This is a genomic window from Nostoc sp. JL31 (genome assembly GCF_017114965.1).
GTDB lineage: Bacteria > Cyanobacteriota > Cyanobacteriia > Cyanobacteriales > Nostocaceae > Nostoc > Nostoc punctiforme_A.
Genome location: NZ_JABXKO010000103.1, coordinates 67,044 through 92,279 on the forward strand (window position 1 = coordinate 67,044; position 25,236 = coordinate 92,279).

The following is a 25,236-nucleotide window of genomic DNA, read 5'->3' on the forward strand; positions in this document are numbered from 1 at the left end:
CCCTTTGTTCATCTTTTAAGTGAATACGTAGAAAACCCTTAAAATTATCAACCTTGACAAAAGTGCAGTTACATAAGATACGCTCATGTAGGCTTTGTCTGCGATCGCCCATAGTCATCTACAATTTGTAGGTGACAAAAATAACGTGATAACGAGCTTTCCAGACACAAATTCTGAAAATTAAATCAAAAAATAATTATTAATTGCTAAAAAATTCCGGTTTTTTTGGCTTTGTGATGATAAATAAAAGTAATAGTGTTGAATCTCGTGCTTCTTACTGCGAAGGGTTACTGAAGTTCTTCGCTGTTTTTAGATGACTACATGAACATCAAACAACATCTGCCGCCAATCAGTTTTTTTTGCTGGGGATGCTTCTTTGCCACAAAAAAAGGAGATGGAGCCACATCAAAAGGCTCTACCACAAAACTTACTGTAGATGTATCTAAGTAACTATGCTGATAAAGCGTAAAGATGTCACGGTATCTGGGAGCCAATTTTAAAGGAATTGCAAAGGACTTGGTGCCATTTTGGCAGGTTTTTCTCCCAAATATGAGATATTAGTAGATTGTAGAAATCTTTATTGTTATTCACATCTCTTTTCTTGCATTAGTTCCTATCTACTGAAAACTCTTAAGACCAAGCAAATTTGACACGATAAGTTTAAGTAATTTAATGAAGTAGGAAATAATACATGGTATTATCACTGTCTTCTCATAACGTTATCCAGTATCTGCAAGACGCGGGTCTGTGTAGCTCAGAAGATGGCCCATCAGACAAATCTGAGTTGCCAGGAACAGGAAGTAGTCAGAACAATTTCAATTTACTAGTGACTTTAGCAGATAATCGCCAACTGCTCATTAAACAAGAACGTAACGTTAACAACAATGACGGCGCGCCTCATGAATTGTTTCAGGAGTGGCTGTTTCACCAGTTGCTACAACAGTTTCCAGTTCTAGGTAATACTTCAGCGATCGCGCCATTGGTAGTGCATTTTGACGAAGAAAATTCGATTCTTGTCCGTAGCTACTTAAGTGAATATCTAGAGCTTGCGAAATTGTACCACAACAATGAGATTTTTCCACAAGAAATTGCCACTGCCATCGGCACTACTTTGGCGGGACTGCATCGCGCCACCTACAACCGCCGAGAATATCGGGATTTTATGGCAACTGCTCCCCAAGGAGAGTTTCGCTACGGGTTTTACAATCCAGCGCAAGGGGTAGGGTCGATTGGGCCGGAGATTTTTGGGACTGTTCCCACGGATGCACTGAAATTCTATGTTCTCTATCAACAATACGAGAGTTTGGAATCTGCGATCGCAGATTTGGCATATAGCTGGAATCCTTGCTGCTTAACTCACAACGACCTGAAATTGAACAACATTTTGGTTCATTCCAGGTGGGAGCAATTAGATAATTGTCTTATACGACTAATTGACTGGGAAGCTTGTTCTTGGGGAGACCCAGCCTTTGATTTAGGAACTTTACTGGCAAGCTATTTAGGAATTTGGCTCAAGAGTCTGGTAGTAGACCCCACCATTGAGTTAGAAGAATCTCTAAATTTGGCGTTAACACCGTTAGAGATTTTACAACCTTCAATTATTGCCTTAATTAGGGCTTATATAAATGCTTTCCCGATGATTCTGGAATACCGCAGTGACTTTATTTCGCGGGTTATTCAGTTTGCGGGGCTGGCACTAATTCATCAAATTCAGGAGATGATTACGTGCCGGAAACACTTTAATAATGTTGAACTGTGTATGCTGCAAGTAGCTAAAAGTTTACTTGTAATGCCAGAGCAAGCTGTACTGACCATTTTTGGGATATCAGAATCAGAAATCCTGAATCCTGTGGCAAAGATTCATAAATTTCCTCAGCCTGTAAAAGAGCAGCAGTTATTTCGGATTTATTACGAGAAAACTCGGCTGCGTGGTTGTTAGTAATAGGTAGCAGAACAATTTAAAAAGAACACACAATTCTGCATTCTGTATTCTGACTCCTGAATTCTATTTTGTTAAAGTTTGATTTCTGAATCGATTAATGCTAAATTCCTCTATCAATCAATCGCTAAATTCTCTATTTGATATTGCTCAGAATATCCAGATTGAGTCTAATTTTTGTATTTACCATCCCAATTATCAACCCTTCGCTCTGCCGACTAAAATAGCCGATAGATTTCAGCAAAATTCCGTAGATTTACAACAAAAGTATCTCACTCTCCTGCTGCGAAATTTTCTCTATGGAATCTATTATAATGGCTCCCTACAAAGTACTTTGGCAGTCAATACTGACAATACTAATCAACTGCAAAAACATAATTTAGCAGATAATTCCATTTTGGAGATTGATTGGGACTTTTACGAGCAACTGCACGCCAGTAATCACGGCATCGGTTACTTTGACCCTCGATGGCAGGTGTTGCGGAAAGAACCTGATGGGACTATGGCGGTGACTAAAGGCGGTTTAACACTTTATGTTGAGCCAGATTGCCATCTAGAATCCAGTAAGAAATCTACCAAAGTGGGTGACATGGTAGCAATCTGGATGCCCAAAAATCGACTGCAAAACGGCTGTTACTTAGCAGTTAGCAATGTTGGACAGGAACGCCAAAGCAACCCAGACGCCGATTTAGGAGCAGGGCGAATCTACTTTAACTTTACGGCATCTGGTGCGATCGCTCTCATGGAAAGCTTGACACTGCAACTAAATGCAGCCTCGATTCCCTTTAGCTTTCAGGTTCTCCACAACCCTTCTGCATACGGACGCTATGATTCGGGGCTACTTTACTTTGAACTCCCCGACTATCCAGCAATCCGCACAATCCTTCAGACTGTTTATATCGAAAATCAATCCCATTTCCAGCCCGAAATCCCTTTGTTCACCAAATTTTTAGCTCCAGGGTTAGGTTTAGCCGAAGAACCAACCCAAAAATTTGCGGCACAAGAAAGTTTTGGGATGAACCGTTGCCAAATCGTTGCTAATGCTTTGTTAGAAGCTTGGCAAAAAGGTAAAAATGCAATGGAGGAACGGATGAGGGTTATTGACCAACACTTTGCGCGACACTTAATAGATTTACAACGTCCTTATCTCAATCCCAGTTCTGAGGATATATATAAACCGTTAAATTGATTGATGGGGTATGGGGCATTTGTACTGAGCGAACGCGAGTGCGTCTCCAAAAGTTGCTGTTGGCGCAGCCTCTCGTGGCGAAGTAAGTAATCGGACAGAAATATTTACACATTAGATTTTAGGCTACATAAGGGTTTCAGGTCGAAATTTGTGTAATTAATTTTGTCTTACTACTTATTGGGCATGGGGATAAGGGAGTAGAGGAGGATAGGAAAAGTTGCAGCAAGTTTTTACACTCTGCCTTTTCCGCAATGCCCAATGCCCAATGCCCAATGCCCAATGCCCAATGCCCCAATTCAAAATTCCACAATTACCGGCACATGGTCGCTAGGTTGGGTTAACTTTCTGGGTGCGACATCAATAATACAATCTGTAGTGCGTTCATATAGTATGGGCGTGAGATACTGATGGTCAATTCGCCAACCTAAGTTACGACGAAAAGCGGCAGAGCGATAATCCCACCAGCTATAATTTCCACCTTCTGTGGTGAATTTACGAAAAGCATCGGCAAATCCTAGTGCCAGAATATCCCGTAGGGCTTGGCGCTCTGCTTCTGTTGCCATAATGTGATTTTCTGTACTCACTTGCTCATGAATATCCTTATCTTCTAGGGCAATGTTGAAGTCGCCGCACACACAAATTGCAGATTCTGACAACACTAGCAATCGCAAATACTCGTGTAGCGCTGTCAACCAGCGCAGTTTGTATTCGTATTTCTCCGTTCCTACCGCCGCGCCATTAGGAACATATAAGTTCACAATCCGAATACCATCAATTACACCTGTAATCACGCGCTTTTGCTCGTCCCATTCGTGGTGTAAATCTGGCAAAATTGCCCTAAACCCGCTACTGACATCTAGAAGTGGCTGGCGGCTAATCAGGGCTACGCCGTTATAAGATTTCTGTCCTGACATATAAATGTTATAGCCTAACTCCTCAAAAGGCGATCGCGGAAATTCAGTATCCACAACTTTGGTTTCTTGCAAGCAGAGAACATCAACGGGATTTAGGGTTAACCAATCGATAACCTGTTCAAGGCGAGTGCGAATTGAGTTGACGTTCCAAGTAGCGATTTTCATTAGTTAATTATCAGAATTTTTGTAAATTACTAATTACAAATTATGTAATTATTGTACAATTACTTAATATTTATAATTTCTTTTCCCTTTCCCAATTACCTTTAAATGAAGCTTGAATGACTTGATCCCATTGAATATTTTAGTATTTTCAGCTACAAAATATTTAATTTTGTAAGTTCTGCTACAAAATATTCTACCTTTTTATGATCCCCAAGATAGATGCAACAATTGATAGATTAGCGATACGGTTAAAAGTGTAGCTCAGAGTTGACTTTTACCGATAGTCAATTGGATTTGTAGGTAGAAAATTTACGGTACGGTTAACCGTTATTGCGCTTTTGATAGCCTGTTAGGTTAATTTTAATGTCAAAAGAGTAAGTACAAATGCTCTTTACTCATAAAATAATGATCTAGCTGATTATTGAGGACAATTTCATAGACTGAACCAGAAAAACTTATGAAAATCGCTCAGGTTGCCCCCTTATGGGAAAGGGTTCCACCTCCTAATTATGGAGGAATAGAACTGGTAGTGAGTCGCTTGACTGATGAACTTGTTCGTCGCGGTCATGAGGTAACTTTATTTGCCTCTGGTGATTCTCAAACATTGGCTCATTTAGAAGCAGTTTATCCACGTGCATTACGCTTAGACCCAAATGTGAAAGAGTATGCAGTGTACGAAATGCTAGAACTAAGCCAAGTTTACCAGTATGCTGACCAATTCGATATTATCCATTCTCATGTAGGGATTTCGGCATTACCTTTAGCGAGTTTGATAACAGTAACTCCTACAGTCCACACCCTGCACAATAATTTTACAACTGATAACCGTCACGCATTTAGCTACTACCAAAAGCAACCATACATCAGCATTAGTAATTCTCAGCGTCAAATCGATCTCAATTATGTTGGCACGGTTTATAACGGAATTGAGCTAGCAGATTACCCATTCATAGCTCAACCATTAGAACCTCCATATTTAGCGTTTTTAGGTCGTTTTTCGCCAGAGAAAGGCCCGCACCATGCGATCGCCATTGCTAAACAAAGTGGTTGGCGCTTGAAGATGGCAGGAAAGGTTGATGCAGTACACTCTGAGTTTTTTGAACAAGAGATTGCTCCCCACATAGATGGTCAGCAAATCGAATATCTCGGTGAAATTAACCACGCCCAAAAAACTGAACTTCTGGGTAATGCTGCGATAACTCTTTTCCCCATTAACTGGCAAGAACCTTTTGGCTTAGTAATGATTGAATCAATGGCAACTGGTACACCAGTGATTGCCATGAATTTCGGCTCCGTACCTGAAGTGATTGCCCACACTAAAACAGGTTTTATCTGCAATAGCTATGCAGAAATGGCGGCAATGATTCCACTAGCTTTGGAACTCAATCGTCAAGCCTCTCGAAAACATGTAGAAAACAACTTTAGTGTTAGCCAAATGGTTAACGAATATGAAGCTGTTTACAGACAAATTATTAAAGACCGCATAGAATCGAATGGCCGCATTCATGCAGGTAACATTCAATTTTAATCAACTGCTTTTTTTTACTGAGCTTAAAACAACAATTTTTTTAAGGAGGACATTGGTATGAGTACGAGAGCCAACACCTGCCCATGCTGCGGTGGTTCCCTCCTGCGTCATGCTCGTCATGGTGAACTATATTGGTTTTGCCTGTCGTGCCGCCAAGAAGTACCACTATTAACTGTACCGCTATTAAATACTACTCGCCTGCCTAATGTGGAAACCCGGAACACTGGAGTGGTTCCTCAGCCAGTGGTGAATACCTAGTACCGCAAGGCAGAAGTCAAAAGTCAAAAGCTTTGTATATCAAGGCTTTTGCAAGTTTTCAAATGGTAGCTTGATTTGCGCCATTTTCGATTCATAAAAGCTTACTATAAATCAAGACTAATTTGTTTAAACCTATCAACCAACTTCAACTGGTAAAATCAGATGAAGCTAATTGATAGGTTTAAAGTTTTGTTAGCAGCGTTACTTCATGGTCAAGAAGATTTACGCCTAGAGGAAGTTTCTGACCCCATTCCGGCGGCTGGCGAAGTTGTAATCCAAGTGGGGGCAGCAACAACTTGTGGTACAGATTTGAAAGTCTGGCGGCGTGGTGGTCATGCCAGGATGCTGATACCGCCAACGCTGTTTGGTCACGAAGCTGCTGGGCGAATTGTTGCTGTGGGTACAGGGGTGACAAATTGGCAAGTAGACGATCACATCGTCGCTAATAATTCTGCTCCATGCATGAAATGCTTTTTTTGTCAACGTCAAGAATATTCCTTATGTCCAAATTTGACCTGGAATAATGGGACTTTTGCCCAATACTTGAAAATTCCCGCACCGATAGTAGAACATAATATGTTGCAGATTCCCGATGAGTTGCCGTGGGAATTGGCAGCCATGACGGAACCTTTAGCTTGTGTGTTGCATGGTATAGCGCGTTCTAATATTAAGCCCAAAGATAAAGTAGTCGTCTTGGGAGATGGGGCGATCGGGCTAATGTTTGTGGCGGCGCTGAGTGAGAAAGCTGAAGTTTTGCTGTGGGGAGGTAATAACCACAGACTAGAAATTGGTCAGAAATTGGGTGCAACCCAGACCTTTAATTATCATCAAATTCCAGAGATTCCGAGTGTAGTGAAAGAACTTACCCAAGGATGGGGTGCAGATGTAGTAATTGAAGCCACTGCTGTCCCAAGTGTTTGGGAAACTGCGATCGCTTGTGCCCGTCCTGGTGCAACAGTCAACTTATTCGGTGGATGTCCACGGGATACCAGCATTACTGTGAATACAGAACAGCTACACTATAGCGAACTTACTCTCAAAGGCGTGTTTCATAATACACCAGAGTATGTGCGATCGGCCCTTGCACTCATAGCTAGTCGTAAAATTCCCTTTGAGTTACTTATTAGCGAACAACGACCATTAAAAGATTTAGAACAGGTGTTTTCTGATATGAAGGCGCGTAAAGTAATAAAGGTGGCAATAATTCCTTAGTTACGGCCACCTTATGAATTAATCAAATTTTTATAATTATTGCATCTCTACCAAATAATAACTAAATCCTTATGGCAAACACTATTTCAATTACCGATTCTCTAGTTCCTAATCCCGTTCCTAAATCAACAATTATTCGTTTGGAGAATATCTTTAAAATATATGGTAGTGGTGAAACTGAAGTCAAAGCACTTAACGATGTGAATTTGACTATCCATGAGGGCGAATATTGTTCAATTATGGGGCCTTCTGGTTCAGGTAAATCCACAGCTATGAATATTATCGGCTGTCTAGACCGACCCACAGGCGGACATTATTACTTAGATAATATTGATGTGGCGCAAATGGATGATAAATCTCTGGCACATATCCGTAATAAAAAGCTGGGTTTTGTCTTCCAGCAATTCCATTTATTACCCCAACTTACAGCATTAGAAAATGTGATGCTACCAATGGTCTATGCTAGTGTAAATCCGAAAGAAAGAAGCGATCGCGCCACGGAAGCTTTGACGCGAGTAGGTTTAGCAAATCGCCTTAACAACAAACCAACTCAACTATCTGGTGGACAACAACAAAGAGTAGCGATCGCCCGTGCGATCGTCAATCGTCCCGTGGTACTCCTCGCAGATGAACCCACAGGCGCACTGGATTCGCACACAACCCAAGAAGTCTTAGATATTTTTGGCGAACTCAATGCCAGTGGAATCACGGTTGTTATGGTGACACATGAACCAGAAGTTGCCCGTCAAACCCAGCGCATCGTTTGGTTCCGTGATGGTCAAGTAGTACACTCCAACCTCACCCCAGCCGACTTGAGTCAGTTAGCTGTCTCGTAGGTTCTTAAAGTCCGCGGGGGCGGACTTTGGTTTGTGTAGCCGCGATTTCTAATCGCCAAAGCTGATTACAAACTTGATGTTTTTCCAGTTTCTGCTTGCGTTTCAATCGGCTTAACATCGGTGTAACCCACTTCACCAGCTATTGTCCGAAACACTGACATTTGCTCTTCAAAATCTAGTCCTTCAATTTCGGAAAGCAGATCGTTAACTGCCTTACTTGCCTGGTAGCTAGCTGGCATTCCCACCACCGTATCCCCCATAGCTACCGCCCAAGCATACCAAACTAGCAGCTGGTTGTTTTCTTTTATCGCCCCATAAGCACGGGAATATTCTGTGTCTTTGCGGTTAACAATATCCCGCATAATATCTAGCTGCTGCCCATCGGATAATTTAAAATAATCTCCTAGCAGAAGTGGCGCTAACTCTGGTTCAGCCGCAGCAGGCGCAGCGGGCGTGATCGAATCACCCATTTTTTCATAAACAAAATAGAACCAGGCTAATTTGGCATCGGTATCTAAGGCGTTAAACCTATCCACCAATTCTTGAGTTTCATTGCTCTGAGCTTGAGAAATAGTTTTGTCGTAACTTGCAGTCATTATTGTTTGTTTCCAAAATAATTTAATAGGCAAACTAATTGTTACCAGAGTTCGACAATCAGATTCTACTATCGATAGAAAGAGTTAAATTTATTGGAAATTGCAGCTTTAATCTACCTTTTAATAGAGGCAAAAGTCTCTCTATAGGAAGCAATAAAGCAACCAATTGCTTTGCTATGATTGCTCAAGTAAGCAATAAAAAATTTAGCTAAGGTTTTAATTATGGCTGATCAAGAAGTAAAGCCCAATTTAAATGAAGCTTCCACCCAGGATGCACAATTAGCTGCTGAAAGCATAACTAGTGGTGAAGAAAAAGCACCAACGGTGGATTTTGATGCTGATTATGCAGCGGCACAAAAATTCAGTGTGAGTGAAGTCGATCGCACAGGTAAAGGTGAAGCAGCAGCAGAATCAGCAACTGCACCTAAATATCAAACTTCTAAGCCACAAGAGACAAAACCTCAAACACAGTCAACGGGCAATCCTGATGATTTTCTAGAGTCAGCAAAAGAAGTTGGGAATTCTGAGACTGGAGATGCAACTAATGTCAGTGATGATTTAGTAAAACAAGCTTTAGAAAAGGGTGAACGGAAAAATTAATTTTTCCTGATATCTTGCTATTTTGTAATACCAATTTGAAAAAAGAAGGCGACAAATAGACCATTTGTACAGAGGTTGTAGAGACGCGATTCATCGCGTCTTTAGCCAATGGTGTCTTGCAATCATTAATGGAATTGGTATAATATGGGCAATGTCAAAAATATGAAAATCAAAGTTCTCACTATTGGTAGACATTGCCCACTCTACTGTTTTGACCAATCGTTAATTGTTAAGTTTTTCACTATCGACTTTTGACTGACTTTTGACTATTTATTAATTAACGACTATTCATCACTTCTAGTAGTTCGCTAGGTTGCTGAATTAAATAATCTGGATTTTGCTTGGCTAGTACTTCCGATGAATTAAACCCCCAAGTCACTGCAATCACCTGGATATTTGCTTTTTTTGATGCTTCTATGTCTCTTGTTTCATCTCCAACATAAATAACCTCTTCAGGTTTGAGTTGCTTTTGCCTCAAGACATTATTGATGATAGTTGTTTTACCAAAAATTGTAATTCCTGAGTAGATAAAATCAAATAGGTGATTTAAATCATTGATTGTGAGAAATTGCGTAACATTTTCTTTAGAATTAGAAGTGATGATACCGAGTTTATATCCTTGATTTTGGAGTTCTGTTAATGCTTCCTTAATACCCAGAATTGGCTTTAATTCTGGAATTTTGTTTTTTAATTCCCCTTTAACTTTTTTAACTAGAAAAGGGATCTTAAATAAAGAAACTCCTGAGTACTTAATAATTTCCCTAGATGTTAAGTTCTTGAGGAAGGCTAATTGTTCTGGGCTTATTTGTCTATAACCAAAGTCTCCAGCTAAACGATTAGCAATACTTACAAGGGCATCTACTGTATCAGCAATTGTGCCATCAAAATCAAAAATAATTACTTTCTGGGTCATTCTTCTGCCTGGATGCGTCAAGATTAGCTAGGGCGTTGCGTCGTAACATTTCTGGCTTAATCCGCCGCAAGGCAGATGCTGGAAATCGTTTATCCCACTCCCGATCTGAGATTTGGGCTAATTCTAGCAGGTGGGGAGCAATATTCCCAGGATAAGGCTGAAACTCTTCAATATCAGTTGTTTGGGCAAAACGTTGATTCCAAGGACAAACATCTTGGCAAATATCGCAACCAGCAACCCAGCCTTGCAAATGAGGTGCGATCGCCTCTGGTAATTCCTTGTCACGATTTTCAATTGTATGATAAGCAATGCAACGATTAGCATCAACAACAAAAGGCTGAGTAATTGCACCTGTGGGACAAGCCTGAAGACAACGAGTACAGCTACCGCAGTGTTCTGTATGTGGGCGATCGCTCTCTAATTCTAAATTGGTCAACACTTCTCCCAAAAATACCCAAGAGCCATATTCCCGTGTAATCACATTACCATTCTTGGCAATCCAACCAATTCCAGCTTGTTGAGCCAGCACTTTATCTGGCACCGGGCCAGTATCTGCATAATAAAGAGCTAATACGCTTGCATCAAGTGATTTGAGCCACATAGATAGCTGCTTAAGTTTTCTATGCATTACCTTGTGGTAATCCCTTCCCCAACCATAACGGGAAATTTTGGCGTATTCCTCACTTTCAGGACGTTGATGTGGTGTGTAGTAATTCAGCGCCACACACACTAGCGATCGCACCTCTGGCATCACTAAGCGGATATCCTGACGTTTTGGATTAGCCATCCATTTCATATCAGCGTGATAACCCAGTTCAATCCATGCTTGCAACCTCTGCGCTTCTGTGGCATTTACCCGATCTACAGCAGTAATTCCAACTTTGTGAAAGCCCAACTCGCTGGCTTTTTCTTTCACTAGACTGCTGCTCGTTACAAAATACTGATTCATTTTTTTTATCTGGATTTTGCCCAAATAAAGGCGTCATAATAATACATTACGTAACCAATACCTTTAATTAAGATTTGTTACTTACCCGACATATAGCCTGTCTTAAGCTGCATAGCAAATCAATACTTCCATCGTTAGGAAGATTTATTAATATGTAGCAATCTATCTCAACAGCAGCTTTTTTTTTATTTATTTTTGTATTGAAATTAATATTCAGATAGCATAATACAGGTAATTTTATGACCTCTGCTGAATTTATATCGCCAGCGCAGTTTAAAGAAGAATTCCAGATTGAGGGAATTACAGAATCAAGCGTACTGCGTTATTTTGAAACCTTAAATGCAGGAGAATTTGAGGCAACTGCTGCCTTGTTTGCAATAGATGGTGTGATGCGTCCGCCATTTGAATCTGATATTGTGGGAACAGATGCGATCGCAGCCTACTTAAAACAAGAAGGTCAAAACATTAAAGCTTACCCCAACACAGGAATCGCCGAGACTTTAGAAAATGGTGATATCCAAATCCAGGTAACAGGCAAAGCAAAAACTTCGTGGTGTAGTGTCAATGTATTGTGGCTATTTATCCTCAACCAACAACGGCAAATTTCTTATACTAGAATCAAACTTTTAGCTTCCCCCAAAGAGTTACTTAATTTACGTCGCGAAAAGTAAGTAGCAAATAACTACAAAGGGCAAAGTTTTAAACCAATATTTATTACCTACTCACATAGGATTCATGGCTTTATTCTGACTCCTGAATTCTAAATTCTTCCTCATAAATAGCATGACTTGAAAAATAGTAATACCAATTTGAAAAAAGAATGCGACAGATACATACTCCCAAACCTTTGTTCTGTCTGACTTTCTTTATGCGTGAGTTTTGTTAGCGAGTCCGCGTTCGCTTTTAGCGTCTCGTAGAGAGCGTCATTTTGAATTTTGAATTGGTATAACTTTTGTCTATTGGACTAATTCGGGTAAAGTAGCTTCTAACTTCAGACAGTTAGCACCATTAACCTGCAACTTGTAATCTACTTTATCCATGAGACGATTCATAATCAGCCAACCATAACCACCTTCTTGCTTTTCCATCGGATTTGGAGCGTAGTAGTTAGACATGTCAAAGCCTTCGCCGTAGTCCCAAATTTCTAGGGCTAAATCTCGGTCTTTCACTTCTAAACGTAGTAAGATGGGCAAATTTGGTTGGTCTTTGTGGGCATGACGGACTGCATTAGAGTAGGCTTCCACTAAAGCCAGTCTCAAACGACTTGATTGCCGCGACCAATCCACAGATTCCCCTAGTTGAATTTTCAAACATCCCAACAACCAGTTTTCAACAATATTCAGAAAATTCAAATCGCTTGGTACATGAAGCTCACTTTTCATGACTTACAAAATCTCCAGTGAAAGTATAGTTTGATCGTCTTCTTGAACGTGATTATCTGCCTGAATGCGAGCTAGTAAATGGTTAAGAGAAAGTGGTTGTTGCTCTTGTTGTAAGAGTTGCCAAAGACCATCTTGATTCAGCATCGAACGGTTCACTGACTCAACCCCAGCCTCAGTTTTTACTGTTGAATCAGGATTATTTGATACCATTGCTTCTGTAATTCCATCGCTGGCTAGTAACAATGTGTCTCCAGCAGCGAGAACCAAGCGACCAGACTGTGCCTGCCACTTAGGCAAAATCCCCAAAGGAACGCTGCGAACTTTCAAGTAATTGGGATTTTCGGCTAAAGCACCTTGCCGTGACCATAATATTGGGTAAATATGACCGGCATTAGTGTAGACCAGTTCCTTAGTGCTAGGGGTATAACAAGCTAAAACAAGAGTGACAAAATAATTGTTGCTAATTAAATCTTCACTGAGAGCGTGGTTGAGGTTCTGCATAACCACATTCGGCTCTGCTGGTGTCTCTTGAGATAATTCTCGGCGCAAAACTGAAATAATACTAGCCATAAATAAAGCTGCTGGGACGCCCTTGCCAGAAACGTCACCCACTGCTAACCACAAGTCGCCTTTAGGATGGACAAAAACTTCAAAAAAATCGCCTCCTACTTCTCGCGCTGGATAGCAGCAAGCTTGTACCTTCACACCTTTAATGTCAGGTAAACTTTGGCGTAGCAGGTTGTATTGAATTTGGCGAGCCACCTCTAACTCAGTGTGAATCTGCTGTTGCTTTTCTTGGAGGCGTTGGTAGAGTTTTGCTTGGGAGAGAGCTAATGCTGCTTGTTCAGCAACACCTGCAATTAGTTGGATGTCTTCGTCTTCCCAAGGGCGATCGCGTCCCCATTGGTGGAGGGTCAGCACAGCCAACAGATGCTGATGGTAGCTAAGTGGCACAACTAAGTGGTGACTAGGATTACCGTCATATATATCTTGAGCGAGTTGATAATGACGGGTTTCCAGCACCTTTTCTATTAAAACACTGGAGTCGAAGACGGAATCTAATACATCAGATTTCGGATCGTGGTAGAAAAACTCGTCTTGTGTGAGGCGATCGCCCTCTACTGGTTTGAGCAAGCAACTGCTAGCTTCAAATGTTTCTCCAATAGTTGCGACAATTTTTTGCAGCATACTATCGTAGTCTAAAGATTCCCGAATTGCTGTTGTTACCGCATTAAACAAAGATTCTCGGCGTAGGGCCCGACGCAACTCTTGGGTGCGCTTTTTAACTAAGCGATACGTATCAGTGGCTTGCTCAACTAACCCTCTCAGCCGTTCTGGATTCCAGGGTTTGGTAATGTACTTGAATACCTGACCGGAGTTAATTGCATCTACCAAATCTTCGACATCAGTAAAACCAGTTAACAAAATCCGAATCGTGTCTGGAAAGCGTTCTACGGTGCGACTAAAAAATTCAGTCCCATTCATTTCTGGCATTCTTTGGTCAGAAATAATTACCGCCATTTCGCCAAATTGATCCAAGATTTCCAAAGCACCAAAGGCATGATTGGCTTTATATACTTGAAAATCTCGCCTAAAAGTGCGGTAGAGTAAATCTAGGTTATCTGGCTCATCATCTACCACCATGAGCTTAAGTTTTTCCGTCCCAATCTCAGCCATATTTGACTTTTGTTTTCATATATTTGAATGGCGAGATAGTATGATGTTTATCCCACCTAATAAATAAGAGAAAATCAGAAAAGCCATTCACTTTGAAAAGTTATATTTTCAAAGTTATGAGTTTCCCTTGATTATCCTCAATTGACCCACACCAAAATTAAATTTATCCAACTAACCCAGAACGCAAGGCGCGGACTGCTGCTTGGGTACGGTCATCGGCACATAGCTTATTCAAAATATTGCGAACGTGAGTTTTAACAGTGCCAACTGTGATGTAAAGTCTTTCCGCAATTACTGCATTACTACAACCTTCGACAATCAACTGTAACACTTCCAATTCCCTTTCTGTCAGGGTGTAAGGTTGAATTCCTTCCAGATTCTCAAAAGAATCTGGGTTAGGAGCAATAGTCTTGGAATCGACCAAAGCCGATTCCAACTTTTGAGGATTTTGTTGCGCTTGTTGTAATACAATCCGAGCGATCGCTGGATCGATCCAGGCGTTGCCATTGTAAGTTACTCGTACTGCTTCCAGCAAATTATCAAATTTGATATCTTTCATACAGTAAGAGTCTGCACCAGCGGCAAAAGCTGCCAACACCGCTTCTTTGTTATCCCGCAGCGTCAAAATTAACACTTTTGTAAGTAGCTGCTGGCCATTAGTAGTAGATTTTACCTCCCGCGTTAACTCAATGCCATCCTTATCTGGTAAACCAATATCGACAATGGCAATATCTGGTTGTAGCATTTTTAACATTTTTAGACCATCAGCAGCATTAGCAGCTTCACCTACAACTTCAATTTCATCCTTTTGCTGTAGTGCTGTACGAATACCCACACGAGTTAGGTCATGGTCTTCAATCAGAGCGATACGAATTTTACTCATAGCCAACTTCAGCCCGTTACACTATAACCATAAAGTCGAGTTTCGTGACATACTCCCACACTAGCTGCAAGCAGTATAGTGGGGGTTTCTATTCCCGGAACCAGAGTTGCGAGTTGAGCGTTTTATACTGAGTGAATATTACACTGTAACAATAAAAGTTGAACTGGTTCAGCCCAAGTACAAGCGCCCAAGATTAATAGACAGAGGAGTGAAATTAATTATGTGGTATCTAAAACCCTTATATATACGTAGCACTGCTACGTATATACATTCTTGTTCACTCTTATGTCTATTTAGTTTAATTATGCTTTCTCTCGTTGCAGGGAAAAGGGGAATCTCTTTTGCCTAAGTTCTAATATAAAAAAATTTGATAAACTTAACATTCATGCAAAATCTGGTGTGAGTATTACTTAAGAATAGGCTATGTCTAACGGCAATCAAGCATTTTCAGTGTTGGGAATACCAGTTCATGTGATGGCTGACTATCCAGGCTGGTTGTTAGAATGCCTGCACACAGGCAGAGGAACTCATGTCGTAACGCTCAATGCAGAAATGACTATGCAGGCAGAGCGAAATCAATTATTAGCTCAGGTAATTAAAAATGCTGAACTGGTGATTCCAGATGGAGCTGGGGTGGTTCTGTATTTACGATGGCTGTTATGGCAAAAAGTGCAGCGGTTTCCAGGGATTGAATTAGCAGAAAAACTTTTGCAAGCGCTTGGGCAACAGAAGACAGGGACAAAGATATTTTTCTATGGAGGAGCGCCTGGAGTAGCAGCAAATGCGGCAGATTTTTGGCAGCAGCAAATTCCAGATTTGAATATAGTCGGCACTCACTCAGGCTACCATTCCCCAGAAGAAGAAGCACAATTGCGAGAAACTCTTGCTCAATTGCAGCCACAAGTGATTTTTGTTGGTTTGGGAGTGCCACGTCAAGAGTTATGGATTGCCGAAAACCGCCATTTGTGTCCCCAAGCAATTTGGATTGGCGTTGGTGGCAGTTTTGATATTTGGTCGGGAACTAAAACTCGCGCTCCCGCCTGGTTAGGAAATAATAATTTGGAATGGTTGTATCGCCTTTATCAAGAACCTTGGCGCTGGCGGCGGATGTTGGCTTTGCCAGCGTTTGCTGTGAAAGCGTTTGTTTATCGTTTGACAGCTAAGGGTGCAATTAGTTAAGAGTGGGGCATGGGGCATGGGGCATAGGGCATGGGGATGAGGAGACGTGACGACGCAAAAAAAGTCAAATACTATCTCTGTGTAAGACTGTCCCTGTGTCCAATTCCCAATGCCCAATGCCCAATGCCCAATGCCCAATGCCCAATTCTGAGTGTTCTTACTTAGTTAGTATTAAAGTCTTGAAAAAATTTTAAATTTTCTTTGTTGAAATTTAAATTCCCAGGCGAAACCTGGGAATCCTTATTTTGGGGAGAATGTCACATCTAAGCAGGCAAACTGTTTGGTTGTGGGTATGAGGAAAGTTTAACAATGCCAGTATTAACAACTCCAGTTAAGAAAGACTTTTCCGTTCGCGGAGAGGACAGTGAAACTCAACAGCACGGTAGTAATACTACTACAAAGGTACAATTGCAATCTGTAACCAAGACTTATGCTAACGGCACTCACGCTTTATTGAATGCAAACCTTGAGGTAAAAAAGGGAGAATTTCTGTTTATCACGGGGCCAAGTGGTTCTGGTAAATCAACGCTCTTGAAACTGCTGTATGGCCAAGAGTTGCCTACACAGGGAGAAGTAATTGTTGATGAATGTAATGTAGCGGATTTGCGGGGCGATCGCTTGTCATTATTGCGGCGACGAATTGGTATTGTGTTTCAAGACTACAAACTGATTACCCAACGGACAGTAGCAGAAAATGTCACTTTTGTGCTGCAAGCTCAAGGGTATACCCGTAAAGAAATTCAACGACGTTTAGAACCAACCTTAAAGCTGGTAGGTTTGCTGAGTAAAGCTGACTGCTTTCCAGATCAACTGTCTGGAGGAGAGCAACAGCGGGTGAGTATTGCCCGTGCGATCGTTGGTACACCACCCCTACTGTTGGCCGATGAGCCTACTGGAAATCTCGATCCAGATAATTCCTGGCAAGTAATCCAGATTCTCCAGAAGTTAAATTCCTTTGGGGCTACGGTAATTGTCACCACCCACGATGAGCAATTGGTACGGCGGTGCAATCATCCGATAGTGCAAGTTCGCAATGGAAGGTTGTCTCGAAAATAATTATTAGTCATTAGTCATTAGTCATTGGTCATTTGCAAAGGACAAAGGACAAAAGACAAATGACAAATGACTAATAAACGTGGTGTTTGACTTTTGCTGATACGGGTACGAAAGGTACTGCTGTTTTGAGGGGTAGCACTTGTAGGCGATCGCAGGCTTGTAAACTCTTAAAAGCTGCCTCTCGCACTACAACTTCTTCCTCTCGACTGAGTAGGAGTTGCAAGCATTGGACAATATCTTGCTGCACTGAAGAATCAACTCGCTTACGACTGATGAATTTACTTAGTTGACCTAGAGCAATCAACCGCTTCAATGGATCTTTTTCTGTTAAATTCATCAACAACCGATCGAGGTGGTTTTCTTCTCGATTTTCATAGAAGTTGACAATTTGCCATACCAATAAAATTAAAGTTAACAGGGTTCCCACACCTTGGGCGATCGCACCAGCAGCAATCCAGTGACTGTGAGAGTCAACCCATATCGCCGCTGCCATGTAAGTGCTGACAGTGGCAATACCACCACTGATGACTGCTAAAGCTAACCGACGATTTGAATTATTTAAGAAGTTACGTATTTTAGACCAGCGTAATTGCCAGTCCCACTCTTGCATTGAGTAAACCAATACCATTACTCCAATGCCGATTAAGAGAGCCAGTAGCAGTTTCCAGTTCCACAACAACATGGCAATAATGATTGTCAGGAACCCAAGAAAGCCCCCAGGGCCAGAGAAACGTTTAAATGTTTGCTGCTTTATGGCTCCCTTTGTCTTGAATTTTGGAAGCGACCAGTTCCAGTTGGGGATTTGGTTGATCAATTGCTGCCAAGAAGACGAAGCCTGTGCCACAGTGTTTACCTACTTGATTACGAAATTACCTATTGTATAAGTTTTACTATGGATGAAGGAAGGATGAAGGCTTAAATCACAAAATGCCCGATTTTATAGAGGGATACTAGACTAATACAGCACAGCGCAAATTAAGATACCATTTTCAATCGCTCAGAGCAAGGGCATTTTGTACGTAAGTCTTACTTAAAGACAAAAACGAAAGTTATCAAGGGTGAATTGACCATCAAAAGTACAAAAGGTAACGCTGTGAATGTTATTCACATTTATAGATAATAAGGTATTGGGGGAAATTGGCGAGTCGGAATTGGCAAGATTAGAGCTTGGTAGTGCAGTTTGAGCGAGTAGTTGCCGATCGCGATCGTAGGCGGAAAGCACTAGCCGTTGCGAACTAGTGACAAAGGCGCTAACCGAGTTCACTGGACGCAAGAAAGTAGCTTCTAAAAATCCGCTTTTGGGCGCTCCCATTAAGACTATTAGCCCTGAATAGGTTGGAAATGCCGGATTTGATGGCTGTATTGCTAGAGAATTGTGAAAAATGACTCCCCAACGTTCATATTGACGCTCTACTGCTTCAAAACACTTCAAGTCTTCTAAGTCTAAACAAATACAAGTAGGTACAGTAAGTTTGGCAGCATCAAAAACTGGCTCGACCTGACCCCGCCTAGCTGAAGCTTTAATTTCGTTTTGTATATTCAAGTTGTCAAGCGCAAATTTAGCGTCTTCAATCGTTGGTAGTTTATTTGATTGAAGAGTAGCCTGCTTTACCATGACATCCCGCCTTACTATTACTTAGACAAAAATCAGATTAGTTATACATCAAAAGCTATTGTTTCTACATATATAAGTAGAATTAACAGCTTATTAAAATAAGCGTTTTAACTATTTTTGACGTGTTGACGGTCAAAATTATTTATCGGTTTTTTGATAGACTACCATAAAAACTTATGTTGAATTCACGCTGGGGCGATCCTCGCTACCATGAAAAACCCTTATATAACAGTAATTTCAACGTTCAGTTACTTTATTTTTATGAAAAAAAGCACCAAATCTTTACAAGTAATCTAGTAATTTTATATCTACTTAATCTGACGCTAGTGAGAAGTCTGAGAGTGATTGGTTCGCTGATAATAACAATGAGTGGGAAGTTTGAACTAGACACATGAAGAGTGCTGAGTTAAAAGACTGCCTACAAGGGACGTTGCTCTTACTAAGTACACAAATATTAAGTGCTTTTTAATTTACTCAGCACTGAATGCAGTAAACATTTAGGGTGACGAAAGGGGAGGCGATTAACAATTCAAAATTCAAAATTCAAAATTCAAAATTCAAAATTAAAGACATTTCAGACGGGGATTTAAACCCCGACTGAAATGGGTGCTACATGTAGATTGCAGGTTCTTAAACCCTTTAATTTACGATAAATTATCAAATCTTCTCTTCCTGTGCTTGCCTCCCAGGTATTTTATATTACTTGTGCCAACGAATCACTACAGTCAACAAAAAAAGACTTATGTTTCAACCACTAGGATTTGAACAACGCTCTATAGATACCTCACTAGGTAGAATGGTATATTATACCGCTGCTGGAACACCTTGGCAGGATGATCTGACTGCCAAAGACGATCGGGAAACTTTGGTATTCCTGCACGGCTTTGGTGGTGGGTCTTCTGCTTATGAGTGGTCAAAAGTTTATCCGGCTTTTGCGGCTGAATATCGGGTTATTGCGCCAGATTTGCTCGGTTGGGGTAGGTCTGAACATCCAGCACGGAGTTATAATATTGAGGATTATTTGACCACGATTCGGGAGTTTTTCGAGCAGACTTGTACTGGCCCAGTAACAGCGATCGCTTCTTCTTTGACCGCAGCATTTACAATTCGGGTAGCAGCAGATCGTCCTGATTTATTCAAGTCTTTAATTCTTACCACCCCCGCCGGACTTTCTGACTTTGGCGAAGACTACTCCCGGAGTTTTTTTGCCCAGTTAGTTAGCGTTCCCGTTGTCGATCGTTTACTTTACAGCACTGGAATTGCTACTAGTGGTGGTATTCGCAGCTTTTTAGAACAACGGCAATTTGCTCAATCCAATCGAGTCTACCAAGAAATTGTAGATGCTTATCTAGAATCCGCCCAACAGCCTAATGCTGAGTATGCAGCACTGTCGTTTGTTCGTGGCGATTTGTGCTTTGATTTATCCCTTTACATTCAACAATTAACCATTCCCACCGCGATTATTTGGGGACAAAAGTCAGAATTTACAGGGCCCTCAATTGGTCGCCGCCTTGCCGAAATCAATCCTCAAGCAATCCGATTTTTTCAACAGTTGGAAGATGTCGGATTAACACCACAGTTGGAATTACCAGCAGTGACAATCGGGTTAATTCGCAAATTTTTGCCTTTGCTTAATTAACATGAGTAGTAGAGACGCGAAATGGGACTGGGCTTTGCCCCGTAGCGCTAACGCGTCTCTACATTCTTTTTCACCAAATGTTTAATAAGATTGCTAGAGAAAATTATCCACAAAAGTGATAATACTATTTATCTTTCAATCTGATATCAATGACAGTTGCATTGAAGTTGTAGTTAAAGCCTTCTAGCTCAAATGGCATCCCAATTTTAACTTTACTGTTACCCAAAACTGGCCCACTTTCAGTAACTTGGGCTTTGCCATCTAAAGTCAAAAGAAAATCTGTACTGTAATTGTTGCTCTTGGGATCTGGCAGTTCTTTAACAGTGCCATCCGGTTGGAAAACATTGACTGTTCTAGGTAGCTGTTGAATGGATTTAATTTCAATTTGTCCGTAAGGCTGATTGCGGATAATCACATTGGTTTTTCCACCTTTTTTTAAACCATTGTCAATTAATTTTTCCGGGTCGCGTACATTCAAACCACGAACTACTAAGTCTACTTCTATGGGTACTGTTTTCGCACCAACTTGGGCAACAGAACCAGAAGTGCCAGGAAAAACAAAGATGCCAAATATAACTAGCAGAATTACCAGCGCAGCACCTAAATCGAGGAGATTAATTTTGCCAAACAAGCGACCTTTTGAATCTAAAATAGCCATAAAAAGTTTTCCGATGTAATCGTGAAGTAATGGATTGTAGCCCGAAAGTTTTCGATGGAAAAGGTAATTTTCCCTATTTGGTAATAACTCAAAGTATTCGGGGGTTGCGGTTATGCGACAGTTTATCACAAGTTCGTAATTTCCGAGGCACGGCAGCTAACCCTCAAACTTTTACTAGTTAATACTGACGCACCTAGAAAGTAAAATCTAGTGTTTAAGCCTGTCTTTAGAGAGAATCCCTAGCCTCCCGCAATTCGGTAGATTTGCATCAAGATTATCTGTATGACAGCTCCTTTGGTCTTGAGTTAAGAATGCAACTTAGAATACTCTAAATCCGTCTTATAATTTGTCTCCTCATTTTATGTTCTTCCGAAATAATCTTCAAAGCGTATTATGTTCAATTGGAAAGGTTTTGCTGCAAATTACCGTGTATGGCGGCGTCGCTGGTTTTATCCCCTAATTTCAGTGGTAGTCGCCCTGAGTCTGTGCCTGAGTACACCCTTGCCTGGAAGAACTTTAGATTTCTTGCCTCTTTTACTCCAAGGAGTTCAGGCATTTCAGCTTTCTAATATATCCCCTAATCAAGAAGTTGATCTTGGTAAGCAGATTAATCAGGAATTGGTCGGCAGTCAAGTCAGACTTTACCGCAATCCCGAAGTTAATCGTTATGTAGAGCAAGTTGGTCGGCGTTTAGCAGCGAATAGCGATCGCCCCGATCTCCCCTATACTTTCCAGATAGTTGAGGATAACGCTATTAACGCCTTTGCGACCTTGGGCGGTTATGTATATGTCCACACGGGTTTGCTGAAAACCGCAGACAATGAAGCGGAACTGGCAAGTGTACTCGCCCATGAAATCGGTCACATTGGCGGGAAACACGTAGTCAAGCAGATGCAGCAAAAAGCCCTCGAAAGTGGTCTATTAACAGCAGCTGGCTTAGATCGAAATTCCGCAGTGCAAATTGGTGTACAGTTAGCGCGAGACTTACCACGCAGTCGTAAAAACGAATTGGAAGCCGATCAAAGAGGACTACGAACTTTGACACGTACTGGTTATGCCCAGTCAGCAATGGTCTCTTTTATGCAAAAGCTGCTGAAAAAGGGTGGTTCTAGTCCAACATTTTTAAGTACTCACCCCGGAACCAGCGATCGCATTGATGCCCTCAAACGTGCAATTAACTCTCAACCTAGTAATGGAAAATCTGGCTTGGATAATGCTAGTTATAAAGCAAATATTCGACCATTAGCGAAGTCTTGAGGAAATTGGGAAAGAGGAGGCAGGAGGCAGTGTTTCCACTACGCTCAACAACCAGGTAGGGGGCAGAAATTCTTTGCCATGTCGGCAAATATAACGGATCATCTGCTCCATTGCCCCCAAGGGTCGCACTGATCAACGGCACCCCAACCGTGTCGAGTCGAGGGTTGCCACCCAACGATTCAGTAGACACGCCCAAGTCCAAACGGTTTTGAAGTACGACGATAACCGCCAGCGTTTGCAAAAGCAGATGAGCGACTCGATATCAGAACTTATTTAGGAAAGACCTAAAAATTTAGATATTGTCAATTTGAAAATTTTGAGGATTTTTCAGCATAACATGATTGTCAACTTTGACTAAATCACCTGTGCAGCGAATTGGTAAACGTTATACTCCCCGTGAGTATACACTGATATAGATAGCCAAAAATCTTTTTTAAATAGAAATGAATGATACCTAGCGATTGTCTAACTACCTCTTGCAGCGCCCTAATCATTGCCCATCCAGGACATGAGATTAGAGTTCATGGCTGGTTAGAGTTAGCTCGCCCCTTTGTATTCGTTCTAACAGATGGCACCGGACATTCAGGCAAGTCGAGGCTAGACTCAACTACAAAAGTTCTAAAAAAAGTTAATGCAAAACAAGGTAATATTTATGGTCGATTTTCGGATAAACAAGTTTATGCAGCAATTCTAAATCGAGACTTTGATTTATTTATTAGACTGACTGAAGAATTAGTTGACATACTCACTCAGCTTAGGGTGGAGTTAGTTATTGGGGACGCAGTAGAAGGCTACAATCCATCTCATGATATCTGTCGCCTAATAATCAATGCTGCTGTAGAGATTTTGCTTAAAAGAGGACATAAAATTGATAACTTTGACTTTTTGCTGAGTGGGAAACCAGATAACTTCCCCGCACCATTCTCTGAGCAAATGATTTGCCTGCCGCTAAATGATGATGCCTTGGCAAGAAAACTAGCGACTGCCCAGGCATATGATGAGATTGCTGCTGAAGTGAATTCTGCAATCGAAGCATTTGGAATAGAAGCGTTCCGAATCGAGTGTTTTAGCCGAATCCACGTTCGTGGTAAAAATGATTGTCAGATGCCAGGAACACCTTTTTACGAACAGTACGGCGAAAAAAAAGTTGCATCTGGCTTGTTTCAGCAAGTGCTGCGTTATCGTGAACACGTCTACCCATTGGCTGAAACGCTTTGGACTTACATCAAAAGGTTGAGCTAATGGGTGGTTTGCGAGTTTTAATTACTAACATTACCCTTGCCACACGATCTGGAACAGAAACTTATGTAAGAGACTTGGCAATCAAGTTACTCAAGCAAGGGCACACACCTATTGTTTACTGCACTCATCTGGGTGCATCGACTCAAACAGACTCCATAGTAGAAGAACTTCGTGTAGCTACAGTTCCTGTGGTAGATAACCTAGATGCAGTAGGAGCAGTCCCGGACATTATTCACGGACATCATCATCCAGGGACGGTGACAGCTCTGTTGCATTTTCCAGAAGTGCCAGGGATATTTTTTTGTCATGATTGGCTGGCGTGGCACGATCATCCACCTTTACTTCCTCGCATTCAATACTATGTTGGCGTTGATTACACCTGTCGCGATCGCCTAATACTCAGGCATGGCATTTCAGAAGATCGTGTTCGGGTTATCTATAATTCCGTTGATTTGGACAAATTTTGTCTGCGTCCTTCGCTGCCAAAATTTCCCAAACGGGCACTAGTATTTAGCAACCAGGCTAGCGAACACACATATCTACGAGCAGTCCAACAAGCATGTGCCCGCACAGGTATTGCTTTAGATGTAATTGGAGCGAGTGTAGGCAATGTCTGCATCCATCCAGAAAAGGTTCTTGGCAACTACGACCTAGTTTTTGCAAAGGCAAGATGTGCTTTGGAAGCAATGGCGGTTGGTTGTGCAGTGATTCTCTGTGACTATAGGGGTGCTGGTTCAATGGTGACAGCAACTGAAATGAGCCAACTTAGACGCTTCAATTTTGGCATTCGCACACTCCAAGAACCTGTGCATCCGGATCTGCTAGTTAGAGAAATTACTCGATATGACTCTGATGATGCTGCTGAGGTTTCTCGGCGAATTCGTGAAACGGCTGGACTTAATGCCACAGTCAACGAGATTGTGGCTCTGTATCGAGAAGCAATCGCCAATCATCAGGCAAAACTCATAGACCCCAAAGTAGAGGCGAAAGCTGTCTCAGGTTATTTATATAGCTGGACACCTCGATATGGAGAATACGAACTGCTGCAAGCCAGCTTTTCTCACTTGCAGATTGAATCTGAACGACAACAAGCTGAATATAGCCAATTACAAATTGAGTTTCAGCAACTTCACCTAAAGGTTAATCAATTGCAAGCAGAAAATGGACAAACAAAAGAACAGTCTGCTCAACTGCAAGCTGAACATAGCCAATTACAGAATGAGGTTACTGCTCTTTACAACTCTACAACTATGCAGCTACGCCAACGCTTGTTCAAGCTGCCAATTCTAGGTGGAATCGTTCGTTTCTTATATCGATTAGTTACAAATCGATTACCACTTTAACCCACATTTCGCTTCTTTATAACAAAAGCGGGGTTAATACAGAAACAGCTTGCTGAACTTGTTGGTACAAAACAGCCTGTGATTGCAGCTGGAGTTTAGACTAAAAGCGATATGAGAGAACGCAAATCAAAAGGAATTAGAGGTTAAAAATATTATCTTGTCAGCCTTAAAGCATCCTGACCTTTAACAATTATTGTGTAGTATAC

The 25,236-nt window shown here is 41.4% G+C and carries 24 protein-coding genes; 14 read left to right on the forward strand and 10 right to left on the reverse strand.

Annotation, left to right across the window (positions count from 1 at the left end; translation table 11 throughout):
* The first annotated feature begins 691 nt into the window (after nucleotides 1-691).
* Both HWQ43_RS25395 and HWQ43_RS25400 read left to right on the forward strand, forming a co-directional pair.
* Complete coding sequence (locus HWQ43_RS25395) at nucleotides 692-1,939, forward strand: aminoglycoside phosphotransferase family protein (protein ID WP_292738800.1); 1,248 nt, start codon at nucleotides 692-694, stop codon at nucleotides 1,937-1,939.
* Between the two features lie 100 nt (nucleotides 1,940-2,039).
* Entirely contained in the window at nucleotides 2,040-3,128 is a 1,089-nt protein-coding gene (locus tag HWQ43_RS25400; protein WP_292738801.1) for a T3SS effector HopA1 family protein, read from the forward strand.
* A gap of 296 nt (nucleotides 3,129-3,424) precedes the next feature.
* On the opposite strand, the gene xth is transcribed toward HWQ43_RS25400, so the two are convergent.
* Nucleotides 3,425-4,207 (reverse strand): exodeoxyribonuclease III, encoded by a 783-nt coding sequence (xth, locus tag HWQ43_RS25405; RefSeq protein ID WP_292738803.1) that lies wholly within the window; start codon nucleotides 4,205-4,207, stop codon nucleotides 3,425-3,427.
* A 457-nt stretch (nucleotides 4,208-4,664) separates the two neighbouring features.
* On the opposite strand from xth, the gene HWQ43_RS25410 reads away from it, so the two are divergent.
* The 4 genes from HWQ43_RS25410 (at nucleotide 4,665) to HWQ43_RS25425 (ending at nucleotide 8,041) form a co-directional block, all read left to right on the forward strand.
* Nucleotides 4,665-5,735, forward strand: a complete 1,071-nt coding sequence (locus HWQ43_RS25410) for a glycosyltransferase family 4 protein (RefSeq protein ID WP_292738805.1) — start codon at nucleotides 4,665-4,667, stop codon at nucleotides 5,733-5,735.
* Nucleotides 5,736-5,792: 57 nt separating this feature from the next.
* On the forward strand, nucleotides 5,793-5,993 hold the full coding sequence (locus HWQ43_RS25415) for a hypothetical protein (protein ID WP_292738807.1): 201 nt from the start codon (nucleotides 5,793-5,795) through the stop codon (nucleotides 5,991-5,993).
* Nucleotides 5,994-6,182: 189 nt separating this feature from the next.
* Nucleotides 6,183-7,205, forward strand: a complete 1,023-nt coding sequence (locus HWQ43_RS25420; protein ID WP_292738931.1) for an alcohol dehydrogenase catalytic domain-containing protein — start codon at nucleotides 6,183-6,185, stop codon at nucleotides 7,203-7,205.
* A 71-nt stretch (nucleotides 7,206-7,276) separates the two neighbouring features.
* Nucleotides 7,277-8,041, forward strand: a complete 765-nt coding sequence (locus HWQ43_RS25425) for an ABC transporter ATP-binding protein (protein ID WP_292738809.1) — start codon at nucleotides 7,277-7,279, stop codon at nucleotides 8,039-8,041.
* A gap of 65 nt (nucleotides 8,042-8,106) precedes the next feature.
* On the opposite strand, the gene HWQ43_RS25430 is transcribed toward HWQ43_RS25425, so the two are convergent.
* Nucleotides 8,107-8,637, reverse strand: coding sequence for an orange carotenoid protein N-terminal domain-containing protein (locus HWQ43_RS25430; RefSeq protein WP_292738811.1), 531 nt, complete (start codon nucleotides 8,635-8,637; stop codon nucleotides 8,107-8,109).
* Nucleotides 8,638-8,859: 222 nt separating this feature from the next.
* Here HWQ43_RS25430 and HWQ43_RS25435 point away from each other — a divergent pair, with 222 nt between their 5' ends.
* Nucleotides 8,860-9,237 carry a hypothetical protein gene (locus HWQ43_RS25435; RefSeq protein WP_292738813.1) on the forward strand — a complete coding sequence of 126 codons (378 nt, stop codon included), beginning with the start codon at nucleotides 8,860-8,862 and terminating at the stop codon, nucleotides 9,235-9,237.
* Nucleotides 9,238-9,514: 277 nt separating this feature from the next.
* Here HWQ43_RS25435 and HWQ43_RS25440 read toward each other — a convergent pair whose 3' ends face one another.
* Nucleotides 9,515-10,150 (reverse strand): HAD-IA family hydrolase, encoded by a 636-nt coding sequence (locus HWQ43_RS25440; protein ID WP_292738815.1) that lies wholly within the window; start codon nucleotides 10,148-10,150, stop codon nucleotides 9,515-9,517.
* Complete coding sequence (gene queG, locus HWQ43_RS25445; protein WP_292738818.1) at nucleotides 10,125-11,099, reverse strand: tRNA epoxyqueuosine(34) reductase QueG; 975 nt, start codon at nucleotides 11,097-11,099, stop codon at nucleotides 10,125-10,127. The genes HWQ43_RS25440 and queG overlap by 26 nt, the downstream gene beginning before the upstream one ends.
* 239 nt (nucleotides 11,100-11,338) lie before the next feature.
* Between queG and HWQ43_RS25450 the strand changes: the two genes are divergently transcribed.
* Nucleotides 11,339-11,770 carry a ketosteroid isomerase family protein gene (locus HWQ43_RS25450; protein ID WP_292738820.1) on the forward strand — a complete coding sequence of 144 codons (432 nt, stop codon included), beginning with the start codon at nucleotides 11,339-11,341 and terminating at the stop codon, nucleotides 11,768-11,770.
* Nucleotides 11,771-12,055: 285 nt separating this feature from the next.
* On the opposite strand, the gene HWQ43_RS25455 is transcribed toward HWQ43_RS25450, so the two are convergent.
* The 3 genes from HWQ43_RS25455 to HWQ43_RS25465 all read right to left on the reverse strand — a co-directional run bounded on the left by HWQ43_RS25455 (nucleotide 12,056) and on the right by HWQ43_RS25465 (nucleotide 15,041).
* Entirely contained in the window at nucleotides 12,056-12,481 is a 426-nt protein-coding gene (locus tag HWQ43_RS25455; protein WP_292738822.1) for an anti-sigma regulatory factor, read from the reverse strand.
* Between the two features lie 3 nt (nucleotides 12,482-12,484).
* Nucleotides 12,485-14,158, reverse strand: a complete 1,674-nt coding sequence (locus HWQ43_RS25460; protein WP_292738824.1) for a SpoIIE family protein phosphatase — start codon at nucleotides 14,156-14,158, stop codon at nucleotides 12,485-12,487.
* A 163-nt stretch (nucleotides 14,159-14,321) separates the two neighbouring features.
* Nucleotides 14,322-15,041, reverse strand: coding sequence for a response regulator transcription factor (locus HWQ43_RS25465; RefSeq protein ID WP_292738826.1), 720 nt, complete (start codon nucleotides 15,039-15,041; stop codon nucleotides 14,322-14,324).
* A 423-nt stretch (nucleotides 15,042-15,464) separates the two neighbouring features.
* Between HWQ43_RS25465 and HWQ43_RS25470 the strand changes: the two genes are divergently transcribed.
* Both HWQ43_RS25470 and ftsE read left to right on the forward strand, forming a co-directional pair.
* Nucleotides 15,465-16,220, forward strand: coding sequence for a WecB/TagA/CpsF family glycosyltransferase (locus tag HWQ43_RS25470; protein ID WP_292738827.1), 756 nt, complete (start codon nucleotides 15,465-15,467; stop codon nucleotides 16,218-16,220).
* A gap of 309 nt (nucleotides 16,221-16,529) precedes the next feature.
* A complete protein-coding gene (gene ftsE / locus HWQ43_RS25475; RefSeq protein ID WP_292738829.1) occupies nucleotides 16,530-17,276 on the forward strand; it encodes a cell division ATP-binding protein FtsE in 747 nt (248 codons plus the stop codon).
* Between the two features lie 70 nt (nucleotides 17,277-17,346).
* Here ftsE and HWQ43_RS25480 read toward each other — a convergent pair whose 3' ends face one another.
* Nucleotides 17,347-18,120 carry an armadillo-type fold-containing protein gene (locus HWQ43_RS25480; RefSeq protein ID WP_292738832.1) on the reverse strand — a complete coding sequence of 258 codons (774 nt, stop codon included), beginning with the start codon at nucleotides 18,118-18,120 and terminating at the stop codon, nucleotides 17,347-17,349.
* Between the two features lie 186 nt (nucleotides 18,121-18,306).
* Complete coding sequence (locus HWQ43_RS25485; protein ID WP_292738834.1) at nucleotides 18,307-18,891, reverse strand: hypothetical protein; 585 nt, start codon at nucleotides 18,889-18,891, stop codon at nucleotides 18,307-18,309.
* A 742-nt stretch (nucleotides 18,892-19,633) separates the two neighbouring features.
* On the opposite strand from HWQ43_RS25485, the gene HWQ43_RS25490 reads away from it, so the two are divergent.
* A complete protein-coding gene (locus HWQ43_RS25490) occupies nucleotides 19,634-20,530 on the forward strand; it encodes an alpha/beta hydrolase (RefSeq protein WP_292738836.1) in 897 nt (298 codons plus the stop codon).
* A gap of 124 nt (nucleotides 20,531-20,654) precedes the next feature.
* Here the strand turns inward: HWQ43_RS25490 and HWQ43_RS25495 are convergent, their stop codons facing one another.
* On the reverse strand, nucleotides 20,655-21,188 hold the full coding sequence (locus HWQ43_RS25495) for a DUF4330 domain-containing protein (protein ID WP_292738838.1): 534 nt from the start codon (nucleotides 21,186-21,188) through the stop codon (nucleotides 20,655-20,657).
* 393 nt (nucleotides 21,189-21,581) lie between these two features.
* Here HWQ43_RS25495 and HWQ43_RS25500 point away from each other — a divergent pair, with 393 nt between their 5' ends.
* From HWQ43_RS25500 to HWQ43_RS25510, 3 genes are all read left to right on the forward strand, one after another.
* Nucleotides 21,582-22,445 (forward strand): M48 family metallopeptidase, encoded by an 864-nt coding sequence (locus tag HWQ43_RS25500; RefSeq protein ID WP_292738840.1) that lies wholly within the window; start codon nucleotides 21,582-21,584, stop codon nucleotides 22,443-22,445.
* A 447-nt stretch (nucleotides 22,446-22,892) separates the two neighbouring features.
* Nucleotides 22,893-23,687, forward strand: a complete 795-nt coding sequence (locus HWQ43_RS25505; protein ID WP_292738842.1) for a hypothetical protein — start codon at nucleotides 22,893-22,895, stop codon at nucleotides 23,685-23,687.
* The gene (locus tag HWQ43_RS25510; protein WP_292738844.1) at nucleotides 23,687-25,030 is read left to right on the forward strand and encodes a glycosyltransferase; all 1,344 of its coding nucleotides are present in this window, start codon (nucleotides 23,687-23,689) and stop codon (nucleotides 25,028-25,030) included. The genes HWQ43_RS25505 and HWQ43_RS25510 overlap by 1 nt, the downstream gene beginning before the upstream one ends.
* Nucleotides 25,031-25,236 lie beyond the last annotated feature (206 nt).

Bases quoted from the DNA above. Each gene is read 5' to 3' on its own strand.
- HWQ43_RS25395 (WP_292738800.1), top strand. From the start codon at position 692: ATGGTATTATCACTGTCTTCTCATAACGTTATCCAGTATCTGCAAGAC.
- HWQ43_RS25400 (WP_292738801.1), top strand. From the start codon at position 2,040: ATGCTAAATTCCTCTATCAATCAATCGCTAAATTCTCTATTTGATATT.
- xth (WP_292738803.1), bottom strand. From the start codon at position 4,207: ATGAAAATCGCTACTTGGAACGTCAACTCAATTCGCACTCGCCTTGAA.
- HWQ43_RS25410 (WP_292738805.1), top strand. From the start codon at position 4,665: ATGAAAATCGCTCAGGTTGCCCCCTTATGGGAAAGGGTTCCACCTCCT.
- HWQ43_RS25415 (WP_292738807.1), top strand. From the start codon at position 5,793: ATGAGTACGAGAGCCAACACCTGCCCATGCTGCGGTGGTTCCCTCCTG.
- HWQ43_RS25425 (WP_292738809.1), top strand. From the start codon at position 7,277: ATGGCAAACACTATTTCAATTACCGATTCTCTAGTTCCTAATCCCGTT.
- HWQ43_RS25430 (WP_292738811.1), bottom strand. From the start codon at position 8,637: ATGACTGCAAGTTACGACAAAACTATTTCTCAAGCTCAGAGCAATGAA.
- HWQ43_RS25435 (WP_292738813.1), top strand. From the start codon at position 8,860: ATGGCTGATCAAGAAGTAAAGCCCAATTTAAATGAAGCTTCCACCCAG.
- HWQ43_RS25440 (WP_292738815.1), bottom strand. From the start codon at position 10,150: ATGACCCAGAAAGTAATTATTTTTGATTTTGATGGCACAATTGCTGAT.
- queG (WP_292738818.1), bottom strand. From the start codon at position 11,099: ATGAATCAGTATTTTGTAACGAGCAGCAGTCTAGTGAAAGAAAAAGCC.
- HWQ43_RS25450 (WP_292738820.1), top strand. From the start codon at position 11,339: ATGACCTCTGCTGAATTTATATCGCCAGCGCAGTTTAAAGAAGAATTC.
- HWQ43_RS25455 (WP_292738822.1), bottom strand. From the start codon at position 12,481: ATGAAAAGTGAGCTTCATGTACCAAGCGATTTGAATTTTCTGAATATT.
- HWQ43_RS25460 (WP_292738824.1), bottom strand. From the start codon at position 14,158: ATGGCTGAGATTGGGACGGAAAAACTTAAGCTCATGGTGGTAGATGAT.
- HWQ43_RS25465 (WP_292738826.1), bottom strand. From the start codon at position 15,041: ATGAGTAAAATTCGTATCGCTCTGATTGAAGACCATGACCTAACTCGT.
- HWQ43_RS25470 (WP_292738827.1), top strand. From the start codon at position 15,465: ATGTCTAACGGCAATCAAGCATTTTCAGTGTTGGGAATACCAGTTCAT.
- ftsE (WP_292738829.1), top strand. From the start codon at position 16,530: ATGCCAGTATTAACAACTCCAGTTAAGAAAGACTTTTCCGTTCGCGGA.
- HWQ43_RS25485 (WP_292738834.1), bottom strand. From the start codon at position 18,891: ATGGTAAAGCAGGCTACTCTTCAATCAAATAAACTACCAACGATTGAA.
- HWQ43_RS25490 (WP_292738836.1), top strand. From the start codon at position 19,634: ATGTTTCAACCACTAGGATTTGAACAACGCTCTATAGATACCTCACTA.
- HWQ43_RS25495 (WP_292738838.1), bottom strand. From the start codon at position 21,188: ATGGCTATTTTAGATTCAAAAGGTCGCTTGTTTGGCAAAATTAATCTC.
- HWQ43_RS25500 (WP_292738840.1), top strand. From the start codon at position 21,582: ATGTTCAATTGGAAAGGTTTTGCTGCAAATTACCGTGTATGGCGGCGT.
- HWQ43_RS25505 (WP_292738842.1), top strand. From the start codon at position 22,893: ATGATACCTAGCGATTGTCTAACTACCTCTTGCAGCGCCCTAATCATT.
- HWQ43_RS25510 (WP_292738844.1), top strand. From the start codon at position 23,687: ATGGGTGGTTTGCGAGTTTTAATTACTAACATTACCCTTGCCACACGA.